Genomic DNA, 21,847 nt, shown 5'->3' with positions numbered 1-21,847 from the left:
TAACCTAATGGCAATTGTTAATGCCGGGTAACTTGTTCAGGCAGGCAAATGTTCCGAAAGTTTCTTACCCCATTTTTCCAGCGCGGCGATAATCTCATCTAACTTCATGGGTTTGCTCAGGTAATCATCCATGCCTGCATTCAGGCAGATTTCGCGGTCCTCGGCCAATGCATTAGCCGTCATGGCGATGATCACCGGTTGATCTTTCAAATTCCCGCGAATAAAACGGGTAGCTTCAAGGCCATCCATTTCCGGCATTTGCACGTCCATAAACACTAGCTGATACTTTCTATTTGCCAGTGCATTGATCACCTCATGCCCGTTGGTTACTACATCGGGATGGTAACCCATTTTGCTCAACACATGCACCGTCAGCTTTTGGTTCACTTCGTTATCTTCTGCGATCAGGATACTTAGCGGATAAGTCTCCGCCATGTTATGGTTTAGCTGTGCGGACGTGGTTCGTTGCTGCCTAATGGTGCCGCCATGATTCTTTAACAGATCTATCACCTGTTTTTCCAGCACATGGTGCTTGGTTGGCTTGGTTAATATCGCATTGAACAGTTCTGCATAGTTCTTACTTTGCTCATTACCGACTGAACTTAGCAGCATAATAGGCAACGCTGGTCGTTGCTGCCTTACTTTCCGCGCAAATTCAGCACCGTCCATTTCTGGCATACTCATATCCGTTATCAGCAGATCTATGTTGGGGAATTCATTTAACAGATGCAGCCCCTCTGCCGCAGATCCGGCCATTATCGGTATCAGCTTCCATTGCTTCAGCTGCGTTTCCAGGATATTACGGTTAGTGGCATTATCATCTACTACCAGCACGTGCTTATCGGCAATATCTGCGGTGGTTTGATATACATAGGTCAGCTGCGTGGCAACACCCGCTTTCACTTTTATGGTAAATGAAAAGGTTGCGCCGCTGCCAAATTCACTCTTAACACTAATCTCGCCGCCCATCAGCTTCACCAGTTTATCGCAAATAGCCAGACCCAAACCTGTACCGCCGTACTTCCGTGTGGTACTGGAATCAACCTGAGAAAAAGCTTTGAACAGCCTGTCCAATTTATCTGCCGGGATACCAATACCAGTATCGCGCACATCAAACTTCAGCACATGAACATCAGCTTGCTTATCAATTACTTTAACATCTACAAATACTTCACCTTTGTTTGTGAATTTCATGGCATTCCCAACCAGGTTAATCAGTATCTGCCGCAAACGGACGTTATCGCCAATAACTTGCGTAGGCACATCATAAGCGATCTGGTAAACCAGATCGAGATTGTTTTTCGCAGCCTTCTCAGCAAAAATATCCAGCACATTTTCAATACAGTCGCGAAGATCAAAATCATGAATATCCAGTTCCATCCTCCCCGACTCTATCTTGGAAAAATCCAGTATATCATTAATCACGGAAAGCAAGGCATCGCCACAACTCTTAATGGTATCTACATATTCTGCCTGTTCGCCTGTCAGCGGGGTTGATGACAGTAATGCAGCCATGCCGATCACGCCGTTCATCGGTGTGCGGATCTCATGGCTCATCGTCGCCAGGAAGGTGCTCTTTGCCTTGTTAGCTCTTTCCGCCTCTTCCCTGGCACGCTCAGCCTCTTCGCGGGATTGCCGCTCCTGTACAGACATCTGCGCCAGCCGGTCCGTCCGTTCTCTCACCTGCTTTTCTAAAAGTAATCGCTGTGCATTAATATTCTTTACCCGTTGCTTGATAATGAGGTAGATGATAATAATCAACGCTACCGCCTCCAGCAGTTCAAACCACCAGGTTAGCCACAAAGGCGGCACCACTACGATATTCAGCACCTTTTCATCCGGCGACCATGGCCCGCGGTGATAGCGGTACTTTATCCGTAGCCGGTAATTACCGTCGGGAAGGTTGGTATATGATGCCGTATGACGGGTGCCCACTTCGTTCCAGTTTTTGTCGAAGCCTTCCAGCATATAAGCGTAGCTTTTACTTTCGGGCAGCTTATAATCTAATGCAGCAAAATGGAAGGAAATAACCGACTGGTCGTAGGAAAGCTGCAGCTCTTTTAAATCATTAAGATCTGCAGTCAGCGGCGAGTCCTTTTCGCTCTGACTTCTGATACCGACACTCTTATTAAATAGCTCGAAATCTGTTAATACAAGTGGCGCAAAAGTTAGCTCTGGCGATACCTTCGAAGGATCAAATACATTAAAGCCATTAAGCCCCCCAAAATACATCTTGCCATCGGGCGCCGTATAAGCAGAGTGGGCTAAAAACTGGTATCCCTGCAAACCATCCTCGGGCGAAAAATTGGCGAATGTGCGTTTGCGTGGATCAAACCTGCTGATACCCCGGCTGGTACTGGCCCAGATAAAACCTTTTTGATCTTCCTGAACAGCATATATGGCGTCGCTTGGCAACCCATCACTCTCGGTATAAACGGCAACATGATGTGTTACGGGGTCCAATTTATTGAGACCGGAAGTAGTGGATAACCATAACATCCCCTTACTATCCTGAAGAATATCAAACACAGTGTTATCGCTAATGCTATTCTTGTTTTCGTCATGCATAAAACGGATAACGTATCCCGTATTACGGTCGATTAAGTTGATCCCCCCGTCAAGCGTCCCCAGCCAGATGCTCCCTTTATTATCTTCCAGAACTTTGTAAATGCAGGTGCTCCCAATGCTATGCGGATTGTTCGGATCGTAATAAAAGTGCCGGAATGCATGCGTTTTTTTGTCATACACATCCAGACCGCCGTCAAACGTCCCTATCCATATTTTACCATCCTTCGTTTGGTTGATACTATAGATATTATCAGAACTGATACTTTGCAGGTTTTTAGGATCATGTTTAAAATTAGTGAACCGGCCTGTCGCCGGGTTAAACATGCTAACGCCGTCTCCCCAGGTACCCATCCACATATCGCCATCGCTATCCTGCTTCAGCACAATTACATAATTACCACTGATACTATTTTTGCCGTCCTGGTGTTTGTAATGGATAAAACTATTGGTAGCGGGCTGAAATTTATTTACGCCACCGCCATCCGTTGCTACCCATATATCGCCGGCTCGATCGCCTTCTATATCCAGCACAAAATCATGAGAAAGGCTTCCTGGTGAGGAGCTATGTTTATAGTGTGTAAAAGCAAGCGCAGAACGCTTGTATAAATTTATACCGGCACCATACATGCCCAACCACATATTGCCCGTTTTATCACGCTTAACGGCATAAATGGAATTACCTAACAAACTGGTATTGTCTACATCGTCATGAATAAAAGTAGTGAACGTGCTATTAACCGGGTTATAAATGCAAAGCCCGCCATTGTCCGTGCCGATCCACAAATTCCCCTCATTATCTTCTGTAACGTAATGGAGATTATCAGACGAGATACTACCCGGCCCAGCGTGCCTGAAGCTGGTGAATTTATTAGTTGCCGGGTCGAAAAGATTTAAGCCTCCAAGCCTCGTTGAAATCCACAACCTGTGACGTCTGTCTTCGTAAATATTGGTGATATGCTCTGCCGAGATACTATTTGCACCAGAACCCGGCAAATAACGCTGAAACGTATGCGAAGATGCATTGTACCGGTTAAGACCTTTAATAGTGCCAACCCACACTTGCTCTTTACTATCGATATAGATAGCTCTTATGGTGTTACTGCTGATGCTGTTGGCGTTTTCTGATTGGGTATAATGAGTAAACTTTTGTGTGCGGGGATTATAATAATCCAGCCCCCCTTTTTCCGTTCCCAACCAGAAGTTGCCAGCCTTGTCTACCGTTAAAGCCGTAACATTATCATGTGAAAGGGAATTTTTATCAGACGGGTTATGTTTCAGTTTGGTAAACCTGCCGGTTTTTCGCATAAAAATATTTACGCCGCCGCCCTTTGTTCCAATCCAGATGTTCCCGGCTTTATCCTCGGCCATATCCTGGATACAATCATTGCTTAAACTCTTATCGTTAGATTTTTCTGTATGATAATTTAAAAAGCTATAGCCATCGTAACGGCACAAACCATCGGCCGTGCCAATCCACATAAAGCCATATTTATCCTGAAGGAAACATTGCACATTAGCCTGCGACAGGCCATTTTGTGTAGTGAGATGTTCAAAATGGATAGTGTTTGGCTGCGCCAGAGCAACAAACCGGCACAGAAAAAACAAGAACACAAAGCATAAACTGCCTTTAAAAATTGGTTTACAACTATCCATAGCTTCACATCAGGGGGTATATCAATATACCTTATACAATCAATCAGCGCTTTTTGTACGGGCTGGTTTATAATTTGTTTGGGATTGGAAATTTTTTATTGGATATAAATATATATTTAATTACAATAAAAATAAGTTTCAATACTGCTTATTTATTGCGTCGAAAAAGTTACAGTACTTCAATTGCTTATTACCTAAATTGCTTTCATTAACTAACCCACTATTATGATTAAAAGATTTACCTCTCTTTTCTTCGGTTTTCTTTTTTCCATCGGTGCTTATTCGCAAACAGTTCCTACACCAAAAGCCTTCTTCGGCTTCAACATCGGCGACGATTACCAACTGGCGAATTACACGCAAACCGAAGCTTATTTTAAAAAGTTAGCCGCCTCTGATCGCACTAAATACGTAGACATCGGCCTTACCGAAGAAGGACGGCATCAGTTTATGCTGATTGTTTCTTCGCCCGAAAACATTAAAAAACTGGACCATTACAAAACCATTGCGCGTAAATTAGCACTTGCAGACGGCCTTACCGAAGAGCAGGCTCATGCTCTGGCAGCAGAAGGTAAAGCGGTAGTATGGATAGATGGCGGTTTACATGCTACCGAAGTAGTAGGCTCGCACCAGCTAATACAATCTGCTTATGAACTGGTTTCTCGCACGGATGCAGAAACCATGAATATCCTGAATAATACGATCATCCTGTTCGTCCATGCCAACCCCGACGGTCAGGAGCTGGTGGCCAACTGGTATATGCAAGAGAAAGACCCGGCGAAACGCAATATGAGCATTCCACGGCTTTATGAGAAATATATTGGGCACGATAATAACCGCGACTTCTATATGATGAACATGAAGGAATCGCAAAACATCACCCGCCAGCAGTTTTTAGAATGGTTTCCGCAAATTGTTTACAATCACCACCAAACCGGCCCTGCTGGATCGGTTGTAGCGGGCCCACCCTACCGCGATCCCTTCAATTATGTTTATGACCCTTTACTGGTTACCAGCCTTGATGCTGTCGGCTCGGCAATGTCCAGCCGTTTGAACCAGGAAGGTAAACCCGGTTATACCGAGCGCAACGGCACTGAATTTTCTACCTGGTGGAATGGCGGTTTACGTACCACTACCTATTTCCATAATATGGTGGGTTTGCTGACGGAGATTATTGGCAACCCAACACCCGGCGAAGTACCGCTGGTACCTAACCGATTGATCCCGAACAGCAACACGCCGTTCCCGGTTACGCCGCAATCCTGGCATTTTGTGCAGTCTATCCAATACTCTGTATCATTGAACTATGCGGTTTTGAACTACGCTGCCCGCCAGCGCGATATGTTATTGTTTAACATGTACCGCATGGGTAAAAACTCGATCGACAGGGGTAGCCACGATAACTGGACCTTATCGCCGAAAATGGTAGATTCTATCAATAACGCTTATAAGGCAGACGGAACCAACACTACCGCCGGTGGAGAGTTTGGTAACGCGGCAGGTGCGGTAACTGTAGGCGGTCGTGGTGGATCTATACCCGTTAAATATTATGATAAAGTATTAAAAGACCCGAACCTGCGCGACGCACGGGGTTACATCATCCCTGCTGATCAGACAGATTTCCCGACCGCAGTTAAATTCATTAACGCGCTGGTTCGTGCCGGCATCGCTATTGACCGCGCTACTGCCGATTTTAAAGTAAATGGAAAAAGCTATCCGGCCGGTTCTTATGTGATCAAGTGCGATCAGCCCTTCCGTCCGCATATCCTGGATATGTTCGAACCGCAGGATCACCCTAACGACTTTTTGTATCCCGGAGGCCCTCCTATCCGTCCGTATGATAACGCCGGCTGGACACTGGCTTACCAAATGGGTGTGAAGTTCGACCGTGTATTAGATGGCTTCGATGGTCCTTTCAAAAAGTTACCTTTAGGCCAACTGCAAAATCCTGACGCGCAAATTCTGCCTGTTATTGCCAAGGGTGGCTACGTGATCAGTCCGGAAGTAAATAACGCTTTTATAGTTGTTAATGATCTGTTAAAGGCAGGGGCTCCTGTTTACCGCGTTCCTAAAGGCGTTAAGGGTATTGCAACCGCCGGGCCAGGTACTTTTTATATCCCATTCTCCGCTGCGGCAAAAACTACCCTTTCTATGGATGCCGGTTTTGGAGTTAAAGTGGCTACCGTAAACAAAACGCCAAAGGGAACTGTCCGCGTTACCCCTGCCCGTATTGCGCTTTGGGATACGTATGGTGGTTCTATCCCGTCAGGATGGATCCGTTGGATGATGGAGCAATACCACTACCCGTACAACGTAATTTATCCGCAGGAAATTGATAACGGCAACCTGAAAGACAAGTACGATGTGATTGTATTTGTAAACGGCGCCATCCCGGCACCATCTGCAAGCGGTCGTGGTGGTTTTGGCGGATTCAACCGTATACCGGAAAACCTTCCCGAAGAATTTAAAAAGATGACAGGCCGCATTACTGCGGAAAAATCCATACCGCAGCTTAAAGCATTTTTAGAAGCCGGCGGAAACATCGTAACCATTGGCAGTAGTGCTAACCTGGCCTATCAGTTACAACTACCCGTGCAGAATGCTTTGCTGGAAAGTAACGGCAAGCCATTCTCTGGTGATAAATTCTACATTCCGGGCAGCGTATTGCAGGTTAGCGTAGATCAAACCTCGCCAGCAACCTGGGGATTAAAACCACAAACAGATGTGTTGTTTGATAACAGCCCCGTATTTAAATTAGGTGATGATGCAGTCGGCAAAGGGGTAACTGCGCTTGCTACTTACGCATCTGATAAACCACTGCGCAGCGGATGGGCCTGGGGACAAAAATACCTGAAAAATACCGTTGCTGCCTTCCAGGCAAAAGTAGGTGCCGGTAACCTGTATGTGTTCGGGCCGGAAATTACCTTCCGTGCACAATCTCATGGTACATTCAAATTGTTATTCAACGAGCTGTATACCATGCCGAAGAAATAAGTAATACCAAGAGTTATATGCAAAGGCTGTTACATTCTGATGTAACAGCCTTTTTTGTTATTAAGATCGGTAAGCGAGCGGACTTTCAGATGTCTGCTTTTTAAAGTAGTTAGAAAAATAAGCAACATCATCAAAACCTAAAAGGTAGGCTATTTCAGAAACTGTCCAGTTGGTTTGTTTTAACAGGATCTTAGCCTCCTGTACAATCCGTTTACCAATGATATCTGTAGTTGTACTGCCGGTTACCTCTTTCAACACTTTATTTAGATGGTTAACATGAACGGCCAGCCGGTCTGCATAGTCTTTAGCTGTCCTTAGCGTTAGCCTTTGAGCTGATGAGTCTAAAGGAAACTGTCGCTCAAGCAGTTCGATAAATAACGAAGATATTCTTTGCGAAGCATTTTGCACATCACTTAATGCCGACATCGGCTGAAGTTTTTGTCCGTAATGGATCAGCTCTAACACTAGGTTACGCAATAGGTCGTACTTGTATTTGTAATCGCTATCAATTTCCTTGAGCATCTTGCGGAAAATGTATTCCACCTCTTTCACTTCCTCGGTGTTCAATTCAAATGCAGGAAATTGACTTGGTTGAAAGATGGGCAGCTCGTCTAAATTAACACCTGTTTTGCTGCTTGGTAAAAAGTCTGGAGTAAAAATGCAGAACATCCCGGTTTGGTCGGCGTCTGCGGGTAACCAATGGTACGGTATTTTGGGTGTGGCAAAGAGCAAACCGCTTCCGTTTATATCAATTACTTTATCCGCATATTCTGCCCTGCTTCTGCCCCTTAACCAGCTTATTTTGTAATAGGCCCGCCTGTTGTAAGGCATTACTCTTTCGCCCGTCTTTTTATCAAACAACTTTTCAGTGTCAAATACATTAAAGTGCCCTACCTCTTTCTCAATCCCGTCAGGTAGAGTTACACCATTTTGCTGATAGAAATCCTGGATGGTAGTGGGTGTCGCCATATTTGTAACAATCAAATTTAATAGTATCAAACAAAAAAGCAGGCCGGTAAAGCCTGCTTGTTCATTATCGTTACAATTGCATACCCCCGGAAGCCTCTATTCGTTGTCCGTTCACCCAGCGGGCATCTTCCGTACATAGAAAAGCAACCACTCCGCCTATATCTTCCGCAACACCGGGGCGCCCCAATGCTGTAACGTTGCTGACCATTTGCTGCAGTTGTTCGTTATTTCTCAGGTGGCCGCCGCCAAAATCCGTCATGATTGCGCCGGGGGCAACAATATTTGCGCGGATGCCTCTACCGCCAAGTTCTTTGGCAAGGAATTTTGTAAACGTCTCTACAGCTCCTTTCATACTTGCATAAGCAGATGAACCGGCCATGGTAACACGCGTCAAGCCGCTCGAAATGTTGACGATACCGCCGCCCTCATTAATCAAAGGGATTAATTTTTGCGTTAAAAAGTAAACACCTTTGAAATGTACATTTACCAATCCGTCGAACATTTCTTCGGTAACCTCAGCAATAGGACTATACCCGGCAATACCGGCGTTGTTAATCAGAAAATCAATTGCAGTAGTATTAAAGGTGGTATTTAAAGTCTCTTTTAACTGGGCTACGAAGGCATCAAAGCTACCAACCTGACCTGCATCAAATTGCAATGCCGCGGCTTTTCTGCCAGATTGTTCTATTTGTTTAACTACCTTCTGTGCTTCTTCTGCCTTGCAGTTGTAAGTGATCACCACATCAATGCCTTTTTCTGCAAGGCGTAAGGCCATGTCTTTACCTAAACCGCGGCTTCCGCCAGTTACCAATGCGATTTTATTCATTTGTTCCATTTTCGTTTTAATTTTTAATACAAAGATGGAGCAGAAATGATCGGCAATGTTTGAAATATTCAATCCGTTATTTGTAAAAATCAAATAATGGATACCTTAATTATTTTTCTTCAACAGCACTTTCCTAGCCAATTCGTCGGTACCGTCAATCTTATCCTCCAATTTTAGACCCAGTAACCGAACGATCATCGGGTAAATGTCTATATTTTGAAAAGCCGGGATCACCAGGTTCTTTTTAAAGTTCGGCCCCCAGGCTAAAAAGGTGGCGTGCATATCCCTTACCTTGTAAGGGTCAAAGCCATGCGCACCGGGGTCTATCTTTCGGTGATTCGTATTAAAAGTCCGCGGCCACTCGGGTATCAGAATAATATCGCCAATATGGTTATGCCAATCATCTTTTGCACCATAATGCAAATATGCCGGTACGCTATCACGCAAATAAACCTCATATCCTTTTGCTTCTGCCTTAATTTGGTCATAAGCTGGCTTTACATCGCTTTGGTCTTTTGCATATAAATGGATGAGTACGCCTTCATCTGCACGGATAAATTTGGTGGTATCGGTAGCAACAGCTGGTGTAGGTAAAGCATTCACAGTATCATCGTAACCCATCCCGTGATCTGATACCACGACGAAATTTACTTTTAAGCCTGTTTTCTCAACTGCTTTATTCAACTCATTAATGGCAGAATCTACAAAGTGGATAGCAGCAACGTTCTCTTTGCTATCCGGCCCGTGGTGGTGCCCTTCGTGATCAACTTCCGGGAAATAAAAAGTGATCAGGTGCGGGCGACGTTCAGCAGGCTGTTTCAACCAGTTCACCACCGCTCCAATCCGCTCGTGGATCGGAATCGACTCGTTATACTTGTAATAATACGTAGGATAAACCCCTTGAATCGGTGCTTCGGAGCCTACCCAATAAAAGCTGGACGAAAGCATGTGCTGTTTTTCCGCCAACACCCAAAGTGGCGTACCGCCATACCATTTACCTTCGGTGGTGGTTTTACCTTTGTAGTAGTAGCGTTCTTTAAAATTACGGTCCCAAAACTGGTTTTGTACCAGGCCATGGTGAGCCGGATACAAACCTGTAACCAGGGTATAATGATTTGGAAAAGTAAGTGAAGGAAACGAAGGGATCATTTCTGTTGCCCTTACACCGCTCTTACTCAATTGCTGCAAGTGTTCGGCATGATGCCGCTGCATATAATCATAACGGAAACCATCTATCGAAATCAGGATCACATAAGGTTTCTGCTGCTGCGCCTTTGTATTTTGGCGTTGCATGTCTACCCGTTGAACGGTATCCGGGCTTTGGGCTGAAACTGTAGAGACTGCTAAAAAGGAAAGAATAACAAACGTTAATAGCTTCATCATATGGGCTAAAGGTATTGAATAAACGCAAAAAAGCCGCTATCTACATACCCGTAGCAGCGGCTTTCATTATTTCTTAATCAAGTTTTTACAATTCCCTCACCCAGATATTGCGGAAGCTAAGTGGCTCGCTTTTATCGCCATGGGCTTGCAGTTTAATTGGCGCTGCGCCATGAACTACACTATAAGAAGGCTTGCCGATATACTGTGTAGGGCCTAAGAGCGTAGTATTGTTTTGTACCAGCACACCGTTAAAGAAAACGGTTACGCGTGCAGGTGATTTCAGGGAACCGTCCTGGTTAAATACAGGAGCAGTCCAGATCACGTCGTAAGCCTGCCATTCACCTGGCTTGCGCGCAGGGTTTGCCAGCGGGATAAACTGTTTATAAATAGAACCAGCCATACCGTTTACGTAGGTTTTGTTCTCGTATGAGTCCAATACCTGCAGTTCGTAACCGGCATCTCCCTTACCTATAGAAGCCAGGAAAATACCGCTGTTACCGCGGGCTTGCCCTGTACCGGTAATATTGGCCGGAACGCGCCATTCAATGTGCAACTGGTAATTGGTGAAAGATTGTTTGGTTTCAATATTACCCGAAGCTTTGTTCACTGTCAAGACATCGCCCTTCACAATCCAGTCTGCCGGTTTGTTACGGTCAGCAACCGTTACCCATTGGTCAAGGTTTTTACCGTCGAACAATACGATGGCATCAGAAGGTGCACTTGCAAAGTTAATTTTACCTGGGTTCACCACTTTAGGTGCGGGTTCCCAAACTTCGGTGTCTTCTGGTTTTGCGTTTTGTGCCTGCGCCATATAAAAGCCCCCGGCTAATAACGCGGTTAGTAAATATTTTGCTTTCATGATTTTCAGAAATTAAGCTAACAATTTAGTTTTAAGGTAACGCGCGCTCTGGGCAATACTTACATAAGGATCTATCTTAAAGTTCTCCTGCTCTACGATGAAATGATCCACGCCGGATTTTCTTGCCTTAGCAATGATCTTTTTATAATCGATGCTGCCGCTACCTACTTCGGTATTCAGTGTCCGATCAGCTTTATCCATATCCTTCACGTGTACCAGACGGAAACGGCCCGGATACTTCGTCATCCACTCAATCGGATCCTGTCCTGCGCGTACCACCCAGTAAAGGTCCATTTCTAATGTTACAGATGCTGCTGTGGTACCTTTAAGCAGTGCGGTGTACAACATTTTTCCACCATCTTCTTTAAATTCAAAATCGTGGTTATGGTAGCCCAGCTTTAAGCCCGCTTTCTTTACATGCTGCGCAGCAAGGTTAACCTTCTGAACAATATTATCTAAATCGCCACGGAATTTCTGATCGATGTATGGAACAACAACATAAGTTTGACCCAAAGCCTTAGCTGCTTCAATAGCGTCATCAATCTCCGACAATGAACCATTCTCGAACAGGGCGTTTACCCCATAGTGTCCGCTTGGCGAAGTAAGCCCGTGTGATTTCAACAACTTAGAAAACTCCGGTGCACTTAAACCCCAAAAGCCGTTTTCTTTACTGTAACCAAAGGTTTCTACTTCTTTGTAACCAGCAGCCGCCACTTTGGCAATTACGCCTTTTACATCTTTTGGCAGCTGTTCGCGAAGTGTGTATAACTGCAAACCTGCCACAGCTTTTCCTTTAGCGCTCAGAAACTCTGGAGCTATCAGCGCACCTGCGGTCATTAAACCCGCCTGTGCCAAGAATCCTCTTCTCGTCGTCATTTTATCCTTAGTTTTGATTTATAACTTAGTACTTTAATTGGTTTCTGTTAAACGTCGCAGATCTGCACACATCTTTTCAATGCAGCCAGTTTATCTTTCTCTGTCGGAATGAATTCCTGGGCGACAAATCCCTTAAATCCTGTTTTCAAGATCGCACGCATAATAGCCGGATAGAATAGTTCCTGGCTATCATCAATCTCATGACGGCCGGGTACACCACCGGTATGATAGTGCGCAATGTATGGGTGATAATCCTGGATATTGCGGATCACATCGCCTTCGTCTATCTGCATGTGGTAAATGTCATACAGCAGCTTAAAATTCTCTGAACCTAATTTCTTCGCCAGTTCTGCGCCCCACCAGGTGCGGTCGCACTGGTAATCTTTATGGTCTACCTTGCTGTTCAGCAATTCCATTACCAGAACAACTTTGTGTTTTTCAGCCAGCGGCGTTAATTTCTGCAGGCCTTCTACACAATTGTTCCATCCTTCCTCGTCGCTTTTGCCGCGTTTGCTGCCGCTGAAACAAATCAGATTGGTATAACCTGCTTTTGCTACCAGGGGGATCATTTCTGTATAATTCTTTATCAACTGTTCGTGGAAACGCTTATCGCCAAATCCATCTGTCAGGTTAATTTCTGCGCCGTTACACATGGTTGAATGCAAACCATGCTGCTTCAGTACAGGCCATTCTTTCGGCCCTACCAGGTCTATCCCTTTCAGGCCAATCTTTTTACCTTCAGCGCAAAGCTGCTCTAAAGGAATATCATTATAACACCAGCGGCAAGCCGAATGGTTGATATTGCCTTTAAGGGCACCTGATTGTTGCGCTTGCTGTTGCTCTGTAGTGAAAGACGAGAGCGACCCCGAGGCAGCAATAGCTGCAGTTCCGGCTACCATACTTTTTATTACGTTTCTTCTGTTTAGATGCTCTGACATTATCGTCGTTTAATTGATCTGAAAATATTTATACGTCGCAGATTTGTATTGCCTTTCTCAGCGACCCGATCTTATCGGGTTGTTTCGGCGAAAACTCCTGTGCCACATAGCCTTTAAAGCCGGTTGCCACAATAGCTTTCATAACCGCCGGATAGTACAATTCCTGCGTATCGTCTATCTCGCCCCTGCCCGGCACACCACCGGTATGATAATGGGCGATGTACTGGTGATTATCCCTGATGTTGCGAATAATATCCCCTTCGTCTATCTGCATGTGATAGATATCAAAGAGCAGTTTAAAGTTTTCTGAGGAAATCCTTTTAGCCAGCTCAGCACCCCATTCTACCCTGTCGCACATGTAATCCTTATGGTCGATCTTGCTGTTCAGCAGTTCCATCACCAGGGTTACCTTGTGTTTTTCAGCTAACGCCACTAATGATTTCAAGCCGGTTACGCAATTGTTCCAGCCTTCCTCGTTACTCATGCCGCGACGGCTCCCGCTAAAACAGATCAGGTTTTTATACCCGGCCTGAGCTACCCGCGGGATCATCTCGGTATAACTCTTTATCAGCGTCTGGTGAAAACGCTTGTCGTTAAATCCATCCATAAGGTTGATTTCCGCACCGTTACACATTGGCGAATCCAAACCGTACTGCTTTAAGATAGGCCATTGCTCAGGCCCTGCTAAATCGATACCGGTTATCCCGATTTCCTTAGCTGCTTTACACAGTTCATCTAAAGGCATCCGCCCGTACCAGCGGCTAACGGAATGTTTGATATTACCTTTTAAAGCAGCTCTTTCCGAAGCGCAAGCTTCAACAGCACCCAACACGCCTGATGCGGCAACAAGTGCCGTTCCGGTCACGATACTTTTAATAGCCGTTCTTCGGTTTTGTGACATGTTGAATCTTTATACTTCTACGCGTACGTCTGCCTGTGGTTCATCAAGGTTCAGCCCGGGCTTATCCTCTACTTTATTCTTATCGCGGAAGAACAACAGGAACATCACTAACACCGCAACCGCGATAGCTGCTGGAATTAACCAGATATGCTGCCAGTCGTGAGAAGTTGCGCTTGTTTTGTAAGAATCTACGATCGGACCAGAAATGTATGAGCCGATCAACATACCTACACCGTAAGTTGCCAGGGTGATGAAACCTTGTGCTGCACTTTTGAACTTTTCGCCGGCAAGATTATCGGTATAGATCTGGCCCGTTACGAAAAAGAAATCGTAACAGATACCGTGCATCACGATACCTAAGATCAGCATCCAATAATTGGATCCGATATTGCCGTAAGCGAAAAACACATAGCGTAAAGCCCAGGCCAGCATACCAAAGGCCAGCATCTTTTTAACACCTAACCTTACAAAGAAGAATGGCATGATTGCCATAAAGACAAGCTCTGATATTTGCCCGAAGGATTGCTTAGCTGCAGCCCCCTGCATCCCAATCTCGTTCAGAAACGGATTGGTGAAGTTATAGTAGAACGCCAACGGCACACAAATAGCGATTGAACCAAGGAAAAACACCAGGTATGAAGGATTTTTCAACATGCCGATAGAATCCAGACCCATAATTTCACGGAAACTTGTCTTCTGTCCTTTCTTAGCCGGAGGTGTATCCGGTAAAGTAAAGCTGAACAAACCTAAAATAAGGGAAGCTACCGCAGCCATTTTAAATGTCAACACCAAAGTACCCGACTTTTCCCAACCTAACCAACCGATGGTTAAACCGGCAACAATCCACCCCAAGGTACCCAACACGCGTATCGGCGGAAACTGTTTGCTCGGGTTGGTCATTTGTTTAAATGATACCGAGTTTACTAAGGCCAGGGTAGGCATGTAAACCACCATATAGATGAAGATGATGGGGTAAAAGCCGTTAAAGTTTGACAGCGTAGTAGCGTAATAAAGCGCTGCCGCACCAACCAGGTGCAAAACACCCAATATTTTTTGGGCCGAAAAAAACTTATCCGCAATTAAACCGATAATAAATGGCGCAAGTATAGCTCCGAAGGATTGCGTAGCATAGGCTTCGGCGTTCTGAAAATCTGAAGCGTTAAGTGTTTTGGTTAGGTAAGTACCCATCGTAACGAACCATGCGCCCCAGATAAAAAATTCCAGGAACATCATGACCGATAGTCTGACTGTGGTGCTAAACTTCATTATTAAAGGTTTTAATTGGTTAGTTTTATTGCTATTTAATAGAAAGAATATATTTTACCATTTCTTTCGCATCCTCCTGAGAAAGATTTGGATGCGGTGTCATGGCAATCTGGCCCCAGTTACCTGCACCACCTTTAATTACCTTGTCAGCCAGCATGTCTACATCTTTATCTGTGTATTTCTTAGCTACGTCTGCATAAGCTGGGCCAATCAGTTTATCGTGTTCTTTATGACAGGTTAAGCAGTCATTCTTGCTGATCAGTTGTGCACCTTTAGCATCAGATGCCTTTACCTCTGAAGCACCTGTTTTTTCTGCACCGTTATTAGTAGCCGTAGTTTCCTGAACGGCATCTGAATTATGTGCAACCGCAGTTTGATTAGTTGCCGCGGTAGTATCACCTTCTGAATGATTTGAACTGCCGCCGCATGAAGCAAATGCAACTGCGATAGCCGAGATAGATAGAATGATGAAAGACTTTTTCATGATGTATTATTATAGTGTGTTGTTCTGATTAATTAAATTCCTAATGCTTTTCTGTTTAATGCGTCATCAATGCCTGATGCTGCAAAATCATCAAATACACGGTCAGTTACGTGGATGATATGATCTTTAATGAATTGAGCTCCTTCACGAGCACCATCCTCCGGATGCTTTAAAGCGCACTCCCACTCCAACACGGCCCATCCAGGAAAATCGTATTGTGCTAATTTGCTAAATATGGCTTTAAAATTCACCTGGCCATCGCCCAATGAACGGAAACGACCGGCACGGTCTATCCAGTTCTGGTAACCGCCGTAAACGCCCTGTCTGCCGGTTGGATTAAATTCAGCATCTTTCACGTGCATCATTTTAATGCGTTCGTGGTAGATGTCGATATACTCCAGGTAATCCAGGCACTGTAAAATAAAGTGAGAAGGATCATACAGCAAGTTTGCGCGTTTATGATTATTTACATTATCCAGGAACATTTCGAAGGTGATGCCATCATGGATGTCCTCCCCTGCATGCGTTTCATAGCAACAGTCGATACCGCATTCTTCATAGTAATCCAGGATTGGTGTCCAGCGTTTGCCTAATTCGGTAAAGGCTGCATCTACCATACCTGCCGGGCGCTGTGGCCACGGATATACAAAAGGCCAGGCAAACGCACCGCTGAAGGTAACGCTGGCAGTAAGGCCTAAATTCTGGGAAGCTTTAGCCGCATATTTAACCTGCTGCACTGCCCATTCCTGTCTTGCTTTAGGGTTTTTCCGGACAGATTCCGGTGCAAAGCCGTCGAACAGATCGTCATAAACCGGATTAACCGCTACTAATTGCCCTTGCAAGTGTGTAGACAGCTCGGTGATCTCCAGGCCTGCTTCCTGTACAATCCCTTTAACTTCATCTGCATAAGTTTTGCTCTCGGCAGCCTTTTGCAGGTCTATAAAGCGTGGATCCAGTGTGGGTAATTGTAAACCTTTAAAACCAAGGCTTCCGGCCCACTCTGCAATTGAACGCAGATCATTAAAAGGTGCTTTATCACCAATAAATTGTGCGATGAATAAAGCGGGTCCTTTGATTGTTACCATAGTTAGATTAGATTGTAAATGGTGTCCATTTTTGGTCTGACTTACCTGATGCAATTACATTTTCGGTAAATGCCATCCCGCGTACGCCTTCCTCTACACCCGGGAAGTCGAGCCACTCCGGTTCAGGTTGCTTGCCTTCCAAACCGGCCTTAACAGTTAATGCAAAATTGCGGTAAAGGTTGGCAAATGCTTCCAGATAACCTTCGGGGTGACCGGATGGTGTGCGTGTATTATGCTGTGCGAAACTGCTGGTATAGCCACCACCTGTACGCCAGATTTCGGCCGGCTTATCGCTCCATTTCACTACCAAAGAATTAGCATCGACCTGCTGCCATTCCAGGCCGCCTTTTTCACCGTAAACGCGTACTTTAACATTATTTTCTTCGCCTGCTGCTATTTGGGTAGCCATCAGCACGCCACTGGCGCCGTTGTCAAATTTCAAGAGAACCGCGCCATCGTCGTCCAGCTTGCGGCCTTCTACTACGATGTTGATATCGGCACAAAGTTGCGTTACGCTTAAACCACTTACATATTCGGCCAGGTTAAAAGCATGGGTACCGATATCGCCCATAGCGCCTGCAATCCCGCTTTTACCCGGATCTGTGCGCCATGATGCCTGCTTATTATCCTCACCTTCAAGAAAGGTACTTAACCAGCCCTGCGGATACTCTACATAAACCTTTCGGATTTTCCCCAGCTTGCCAGACTTCACCAACTGCTTCGCCTCTTTCACCATGGGGTAGCCGGTATAGGTATGCGTTAAACAAAATTGTTTGCCACCGCTTTCCACTACTTTTTTCAGCTCTTTAGCTTCGGCGAGTGAGAAGGTCATGGGTTTATCCAACACGACGTTAAAGCCATTCTCTAAGGCTAATTTGGCCGGTTCGAAGTGAACGTGGTTAGGCGTTACAATACTGATTACCTGTACACGCTCGTCTTCGGGAAGTTGCTTTTCTTTTTCGATGAGTTCTTTATATGAACCATAAATGCGGTCTTCGTTTAGTCCTAACGCAATCCCGCTGGCTTTTGCCTTTGCAGGGTCGCTGCTGAACGCGCCGCATACTAATTCATACTGATCGTCAATACGGGCGGCAATGCGGTGTACGGCACCTATAAAAGCACCTTGTCCGCCGCCTATCATTCCAAGTCGTAGTTTCATTCAGTTAGATATAATTAAAAAGAGCCCCTCCTAAATCCTCCCCAGAAGGGAGGACTTTTTTACCCCCCCTCTCCTTTAGGAGAGGGGTTGGGGCGAGGCATTTAGGCTAAAGCAAATGCCTTATCACCTTTTTTGTACGGATAATCTCCGTCGTATTTACCCGGAACCGGTACATAGCGCAGTGCCTGCGTACAACCCGGCTCAGAGGTAAAGAAACCTAAAAGCGTTAACTCCTTTATCATGCGATAAAAGTGGTTAGGCTCATCCTCTTTCTTCTTTTTGGTATATTCCATCTGCTCTTTATCAAAAGCATCTAAAATCTGTGTGCGTTGCTTAACGTCGGCCTGCATAAATTTAACGCTGAACTTTTTGTCCGTAGCGTCATTAATTTTATTTAGACCGTCAAGGAACGTTTTCTGATCTTCCGGTGTATAGCAATCGCGAACCATTACCGCCATAAACGCACCCACTTTGGCGTCTTTTGCGCCTGGTGTTTTGGTACGCGGTAAAATAGTCTCAGCAATTTCGTCCATGTAAGCCACATGCTCCTGGTCAAAAAGATCTTCAACCTTGCTGCTGGTAGGCTTACATCCTGAAATAAAGAACTCGGTACCGATTACAGTGCCGCCGAGCAGCCAGGCTACTCTTTCTATTGCTTCTCTTCTGTTCATAGTTTTATAAATTACTATGTTTTACTGGTTATAGTTAATTGGTTTATCAGGCTTTTAATTCCCAGCCCTGGCGATATTCACGTTTTACGTATTTGTTCACATCGTCAAAGTTGGTCACCTTCATGGCATTATTGTCCCATTCGTATTTGATCCGGCCGCCTTTCAGGTCGTGCCCCCTTACCGCAAGGTTTGCCATCAATAGGGCCTCAGTTAATGGACCGGCTACTTCAAACGGCGAGCTTACTTCTTTTTTGCCGTATCCGGCTAAACAAGCTTCAACCCACTGCGCGTAGTGCCCGTTGGCACCGCCTTCTACGCGGTTCCATTTCTTAGGTGCATTTGCCTGTGCTGTTAATGATTTTGGCAATAAGGTAGCCGCATCTGAATAGGTGCTGGCATACATTTTACCTTTTGTACCGATGAACAGCGTACCGTTCCCTTCTTCGCCACCCCACATTTCGTTAGGGCCTAATTCATCCGGTCTTTCCGGTTCAATACCACCATCCATCCAGTGCATAGTAATATCGCCTTTGGTCTTCGCAGTTTTAGGGAAGGTAAGCGTTATATGGCTCGATGGCGGGCAGCTTTCAGGAAAAACGCCTTTCTTGAATTCGTCCACATAAACACTGCCGACGCTGGCTTGAACGTTTTTAACATATTGCAGACCAAGTACACGGAACGGCGCTTCTACCAGGTGACAACCCATGTCGCCTAATGCACCGGTTCCGTAATCCCACCAGCCGCGCCAGTTGAAAGGAACCAGTTTATCTACGTAATCTTTATAAGGCGCAGTACCTAACCATAGATCCCAGTTCAGTTCTTTCGGAACATCTGCTTTGGTGGTTGGCCATTGGATACCTTGTGGCCAAACGGGGCGGTTTGTCCAGCAGTAAATGGTGTGCACATCGCCAATTAAGCCAGCATCATACCATTCAGAAAGTAAACGCGTACCATCATTAGATGCACCCTGATTACCCATCTGAGTTACTACTTTGTACTTTTTGGCTGCTTCAGTAAGCATGCGCGCCTCCCAGATATCATGCGTCAGCGGTTTTTGTACGTAAACGTGTTTGCCTAACTGCATGGCGTGATAAGTAATAATCGCGTGGTTATGGTCTGGTGTTGATACCGATACCGCGTCGATATGCTTGTGTTCTTTATCGAACAGTTCGCGCCAGTCTTTATAGTATTTCGCTTTCGGGAAGCTTTTTATTGAATTAGCAGCGCGGCGGTCGTCCACATCACAAAGGTAGGCGATCTCTGCCTTACCGCTTTTGTAGAAGTTGGCAATATCGCTCTGGCCTTTACCACCTGCACCTATACCTGCGATCATTAATTTATCGCTTGGCGCTACGAAACCTTTGCCACCTAATACATAGCGAGGAACGATCATAAAACCGGCGGCAGCAAGAGCCCCGGTCTTTAAAAAATCGCGTCTGGAGGTATTAGTGTTGTTTTTTTCTTCAGATCCGTCTTTCATCGGTTATATTTTTGTAGAGTTAGATGTTCATTTTTTTCAGTTCCTGAACAGCATAGTCGGCTGCACGGGCTGTTAATGCCATATAAGTTAATGATGGGTTCTGGCATGCGGCAGAAGTCATACAGGCACCGTCGGTCACGAATACGTTCTTGGCATCCCAAACCTGGTTCCACTCGTTCAGCACCGATGTTTTCGGATCACGACCCATACGCGCAGTGCCCATTTCGTGGATACCACGACCCAGCACCGGATCTGAAGTGTAAGGTTTTACATCTTTTACACCGGCAGCTTCCAGCATTTCCTTAGCATCGTTAGCCATATCCACACGCATTTTCTTTTCGTTGTCGCGTGCTACAGCATCAACTGCCAGGATCGGAAGTCCCCACTTATCTTTTTTGCTCTTATCCAGGTATACGCGGTTATCGTGATATGGTAAAGTTTCACCAAAGCCACCAATACCCATGTGCCATGCACCTGGTTCGCCCAGTGCGTCTTTAAATTCGCCACCCAGGTTAATTTCAGGAATGTCGCGGCTCCAGCGATCGCGGCTTGCGCTGCCCTGGTAACCAAACCCGCGGATGTAATCGCGCTTCTCGCCATTGAGGTTGCGGTAACGCGGGATATAAATGCCGTTAGCACGACGGCCGTAGTAATATTTGTCTTCGTAGCCTTCTACCACCCCAGATGCACCCACACCTAAGTGGTGGTCCATTACGTTGTGGCCCAGCTCGCCGCTGCTGCTGCCCAAACCACCTTCCCAAACGTCCGTTGCAGAGTTCATCAATATCCAGGCAGAGTTTAATGCAGATGCATTTACGAATACGATTTTAGCATAGTATTCATAGGTTTTGTTGTTCTCTGCATCAAGCACCTCTACGCCTTTCGCCTTCTTGGTGTCTTTATCATAAAGCACGCGGGTAACAATGCTCCATGGGCGAAGCGTTAAGTTACCGGTCTTCATGGCGGCCGGCAACGTTGCCGATTGTGTACTGAAATAAGCACCGAACGGACAGCCTAACCAGCATTTGTTACGGTACTGGCAGTTGGTACGACCTTCATGCGGTACAGTTATATTAGCCGTACGGCCGATGATCATATGGCGTTCGCCTTTAAATTGTTGTTTAAGACGTGCAGCTACATCTTTTTCCACCACGTTCATATCCATCGGCGGCATAAAATCGCCATCAGGCAGGATAGGCACACCATCGCGGTTACCAGAGATGCCGGCAAACTTCTCTGCATAGCTATACCATGGTGCAATGTCTTTATAGCGAATAGGCCAGTCTACAGCAATACCATCTTTAAGGTTAGCCTCAAAATCGATATCATGCCAGCGGTAGGATTGTCTTCCCCACATCAACGAACGGCCACCAACGTGATAACCACGGAACCAATCGAAACGTTGAACCTCCGTATACGGGCTCTCCTTTTCGTTGGTCCAGTAATCCAGGTTGGTTTCATTGAGCGGGTAATCGCGTTTCAGTACAGGGTAATCTTTGATCATCTCCTGCGTACGTCCGCCGCGGTGCGGGAACTCCCAGGGGCCTTTATTAGCGTTCACATAATCTTTAATGTGCTCGATGTTTTTGCCCCGCTCAAGTAATAATGTTTTTAAGCCTTTTTGAGTAAGTTCTTTGGCTGCCCATCCGCCCGAGATTCCGGATCCCACAACGATGGCGTCATAAGTATTGTTAGCTGACATACTGATGCTATAATTGGTGTCCGCCTAATGTAGGAA

Annotated in this window: 16 protein-coding genes; 1 reads left to right on the top strand and 15 read right to left on the bottom strand. The window is 45.6% G+C overall.

Translation table 11 applies throughout. The features are described from left to right. Positions 1-36 precede the first annotated feature (36 nt). A complete protein-coding gene (locus MUY27_RS14690; RefSeq protein ID WP_245131074.1) occupies positions 37-4,221 on the bottom strand; it encodes a hybrid sensor histidine kinase/response regulator in 4,185 nt (1,394 codons plus the stop codon). Positions 4,222-4,446: 225 nt separating this feature from the next. Between MUY27_RS14690 and MUY27_RS14685 the strand changes: the two genes are divergently transcribed. Next, entirely contained in the window at positions 4,447-7,212 is a 2,766-nt protein-coding gene (locus tag MUY27_RS14685; protein WP_245131072.1) for a M14 family metallopeptidase, read from the top strand. Between the two features lie 60 nt (positions 7,213-7,272). On the opposite strand, the gene MUY27_RS14680 is transcribed toward MUY27_RS14685, so the two are convergent. The 14 genes from MUY27_RS14680 to MUY27_RS14615 all read right to left on the bottom strand — a co-directional run bounded on the left by MUY27_RS14680 (position 7,273) and on the right by MUY27_RS14615 (position 21,811). Then, a complete protein-coding gene (locus MUY27_RS14680) occupies positions 7,273-8,181 on the bottom strand; it encodes a helix-turn-helix domain-containing protein (protein ID WP_245131070.1) in 909 nt (302 codons plus the stop codon). A 70-nt stretch (positions 8,182-8,251) separates the two neighbouring features. Continuing rightward, the gene (locus tag MUY27_RS14675; RefSeq protein WP_245131068.1) at positions 8,252-9,016 is read right to left on the bottom strand and encodes an SDR family NAD(P)-dependent oxidoreductase; all 765 of its coding nucleotides are present in this window, start codon (positions 9,014-9,016) and stop codon (positions 8,252-8,254) included. 96 nt (positions 9,017-9,112) lie between these two features. Beyond that, the gene (locus MUY27_RS14670; protein ID WP_245131065.1) at positions 9,113-10,390 is read right to left on the bottom strand and encodes an alkaline phosphatase family protein; all 1,278 of its coding nucleotides are present in this window, start codon (positions 10,388-10,390) and stop codon (positions 9,113-9,115) included. A gap of 85 nt (positions 10,391-10,475) precedes the next feature. Then, on the bottom strand, positions 10,476-11,249 hold the full coding sequence (locus tag MUY27_RS14665; RefSeq protein WP_245131062.1) for a 3-keto-disaccharide hydrolase: 774 nt from the start codon (positions 11,247-11,249) through the stop codon (positions 10,476-10,478). A 12-nt stretch (positions 11,250-11,261) separates the two neighbouring features. Further along, on the bottom strand, positions 11,262-12,125 hold the full coding sequence (locus MUY27_RS14660) for a sugar phosphate isomerase/epimerase family protein (protein ID WP_245131060.1): 864 nt from the start codon (positions 12,123-12,125) through the stop codon (positions 11,262-11,264). Positions 12,126-12,172: 47 nt separating this feature from the next. Then, a complete protein-coding gene (locus MUY27_RS14655; RefSeq protein ID WP_245131058.1) occupies positions 12,173-13,063 on the bottom strand; it encodes a hydroxypyruvate isomerase family protein in 891 nt (296 codons plus the stop codon). Positions 13,064-13,091: 28 nt separating this feature from the next. After that, positions 13,092-13,964, bottom strand: coding sequence for a hydroxypyruvate isomerase family protein (locus MUY27_RS14650; protein WP_245131056.1), 873 nt, complete (start codon positions 13,962-13,964; stop codon positions 13,092-13,094). 9 nt (positions 13,965-13,973) lie between these two features. Next, positions 13,974-15,230, bottom strand: a complete 1,257-nt coding sequence (locus MUY27_RS14645; protein ID WP_245131054.1) for a nucleoside permease — start codon at positions 15,228-15,230, stop codon at positions 13,974-13,976. 31 nt (positions 15,231-15,261) lie between these two features. Continuing rightward, positions 15,262-15,714: a c-type cytochrome gene (locus tag MUY27_RS14640; protein WP_245131052.1), complete on the bottom strand. Its 453-nt coding sequence runs from the start codon at positions 15,712-15,714 to the stop codon at positions 15,262-15,264. A gap of 32 nt (positions 15,715-15,746) precedes the next feature. After that, positions 15,747-16,799: a sugar phosphate isomerase/epimerase family protein gene (locus MUY27_RS14635; protein ID WP_245131050.1), complete on the bottom strand. Its 1,053-nt coding sequence runs from the start codon at positions 16,797-16,799 to the stop codon at positions 15,747-15,749. A gap of 7 nt (positions 16,800-16,806) precedes the next feature. Further along, positions 16,807-17,958, bottom strand: a complete 1,152-nt coding sequence (locus MUY27_RS14630; RefSeq protein ID WP_245131047.1) for a Gfo/Idh/MocA family protein — start codon at positions 17,956-17,958, stop codon at positions 16,807-16,809. Between the two features lie 101 nt (positions 17,959-18,059). Next, entirely contained in the window at positions 18,060-18,629 is a 570-nt protein-coding gene (locus tag MUY27_RS14625; RefSeq protein ID WP_245131045.1) for a gluconate 2-dehydrogenase subunit 3 family protein, read from the bottom strand. Between the two features lie 46 nt (positions 18,630-18,675). Continuing rightward, complete coding sequence (locus MUY27_RS14620; protein WP_245131042.1) at positions 18,676-20,109, bottom strand: Gfo/Idh/MocA family oxidoreductase; 1,434 nt, start codon at positions 20,107-20,109, stop codon at positions 18,676-18,678. A gap of 19 nt (positions 20,110-20,128) precedes the next feature. Continuing rightward, on the bottom strand, positions 20,129-21,811 hold the full coding sequence (locus tag MUY27_RS14615; RefSeq protein ID WP_245131039.1) for a GMC oxidoreductase: 1,683 nt from the start codon (positions 21,809-21,811) through the stop codon (positions 20,129-20,131). Between the last annotated feature and the right edge of the window lie 36 nt (positions 21,812-21,847).

Origin of the sequence: Mucilaginibacter straminoryzae (assembly GCF_022953055.1) — a bacterium.
Lineage (GTDB): Bacteria > Bacteroidota > Bacteroidia > Sphingobacteriales > Sphingobacteriaceae > Mucilaginibacter > Mucilaginibacter straminoryzae.
This window is presented reverse-complemented; position numbering and strand designations above follow the sequence as displayed.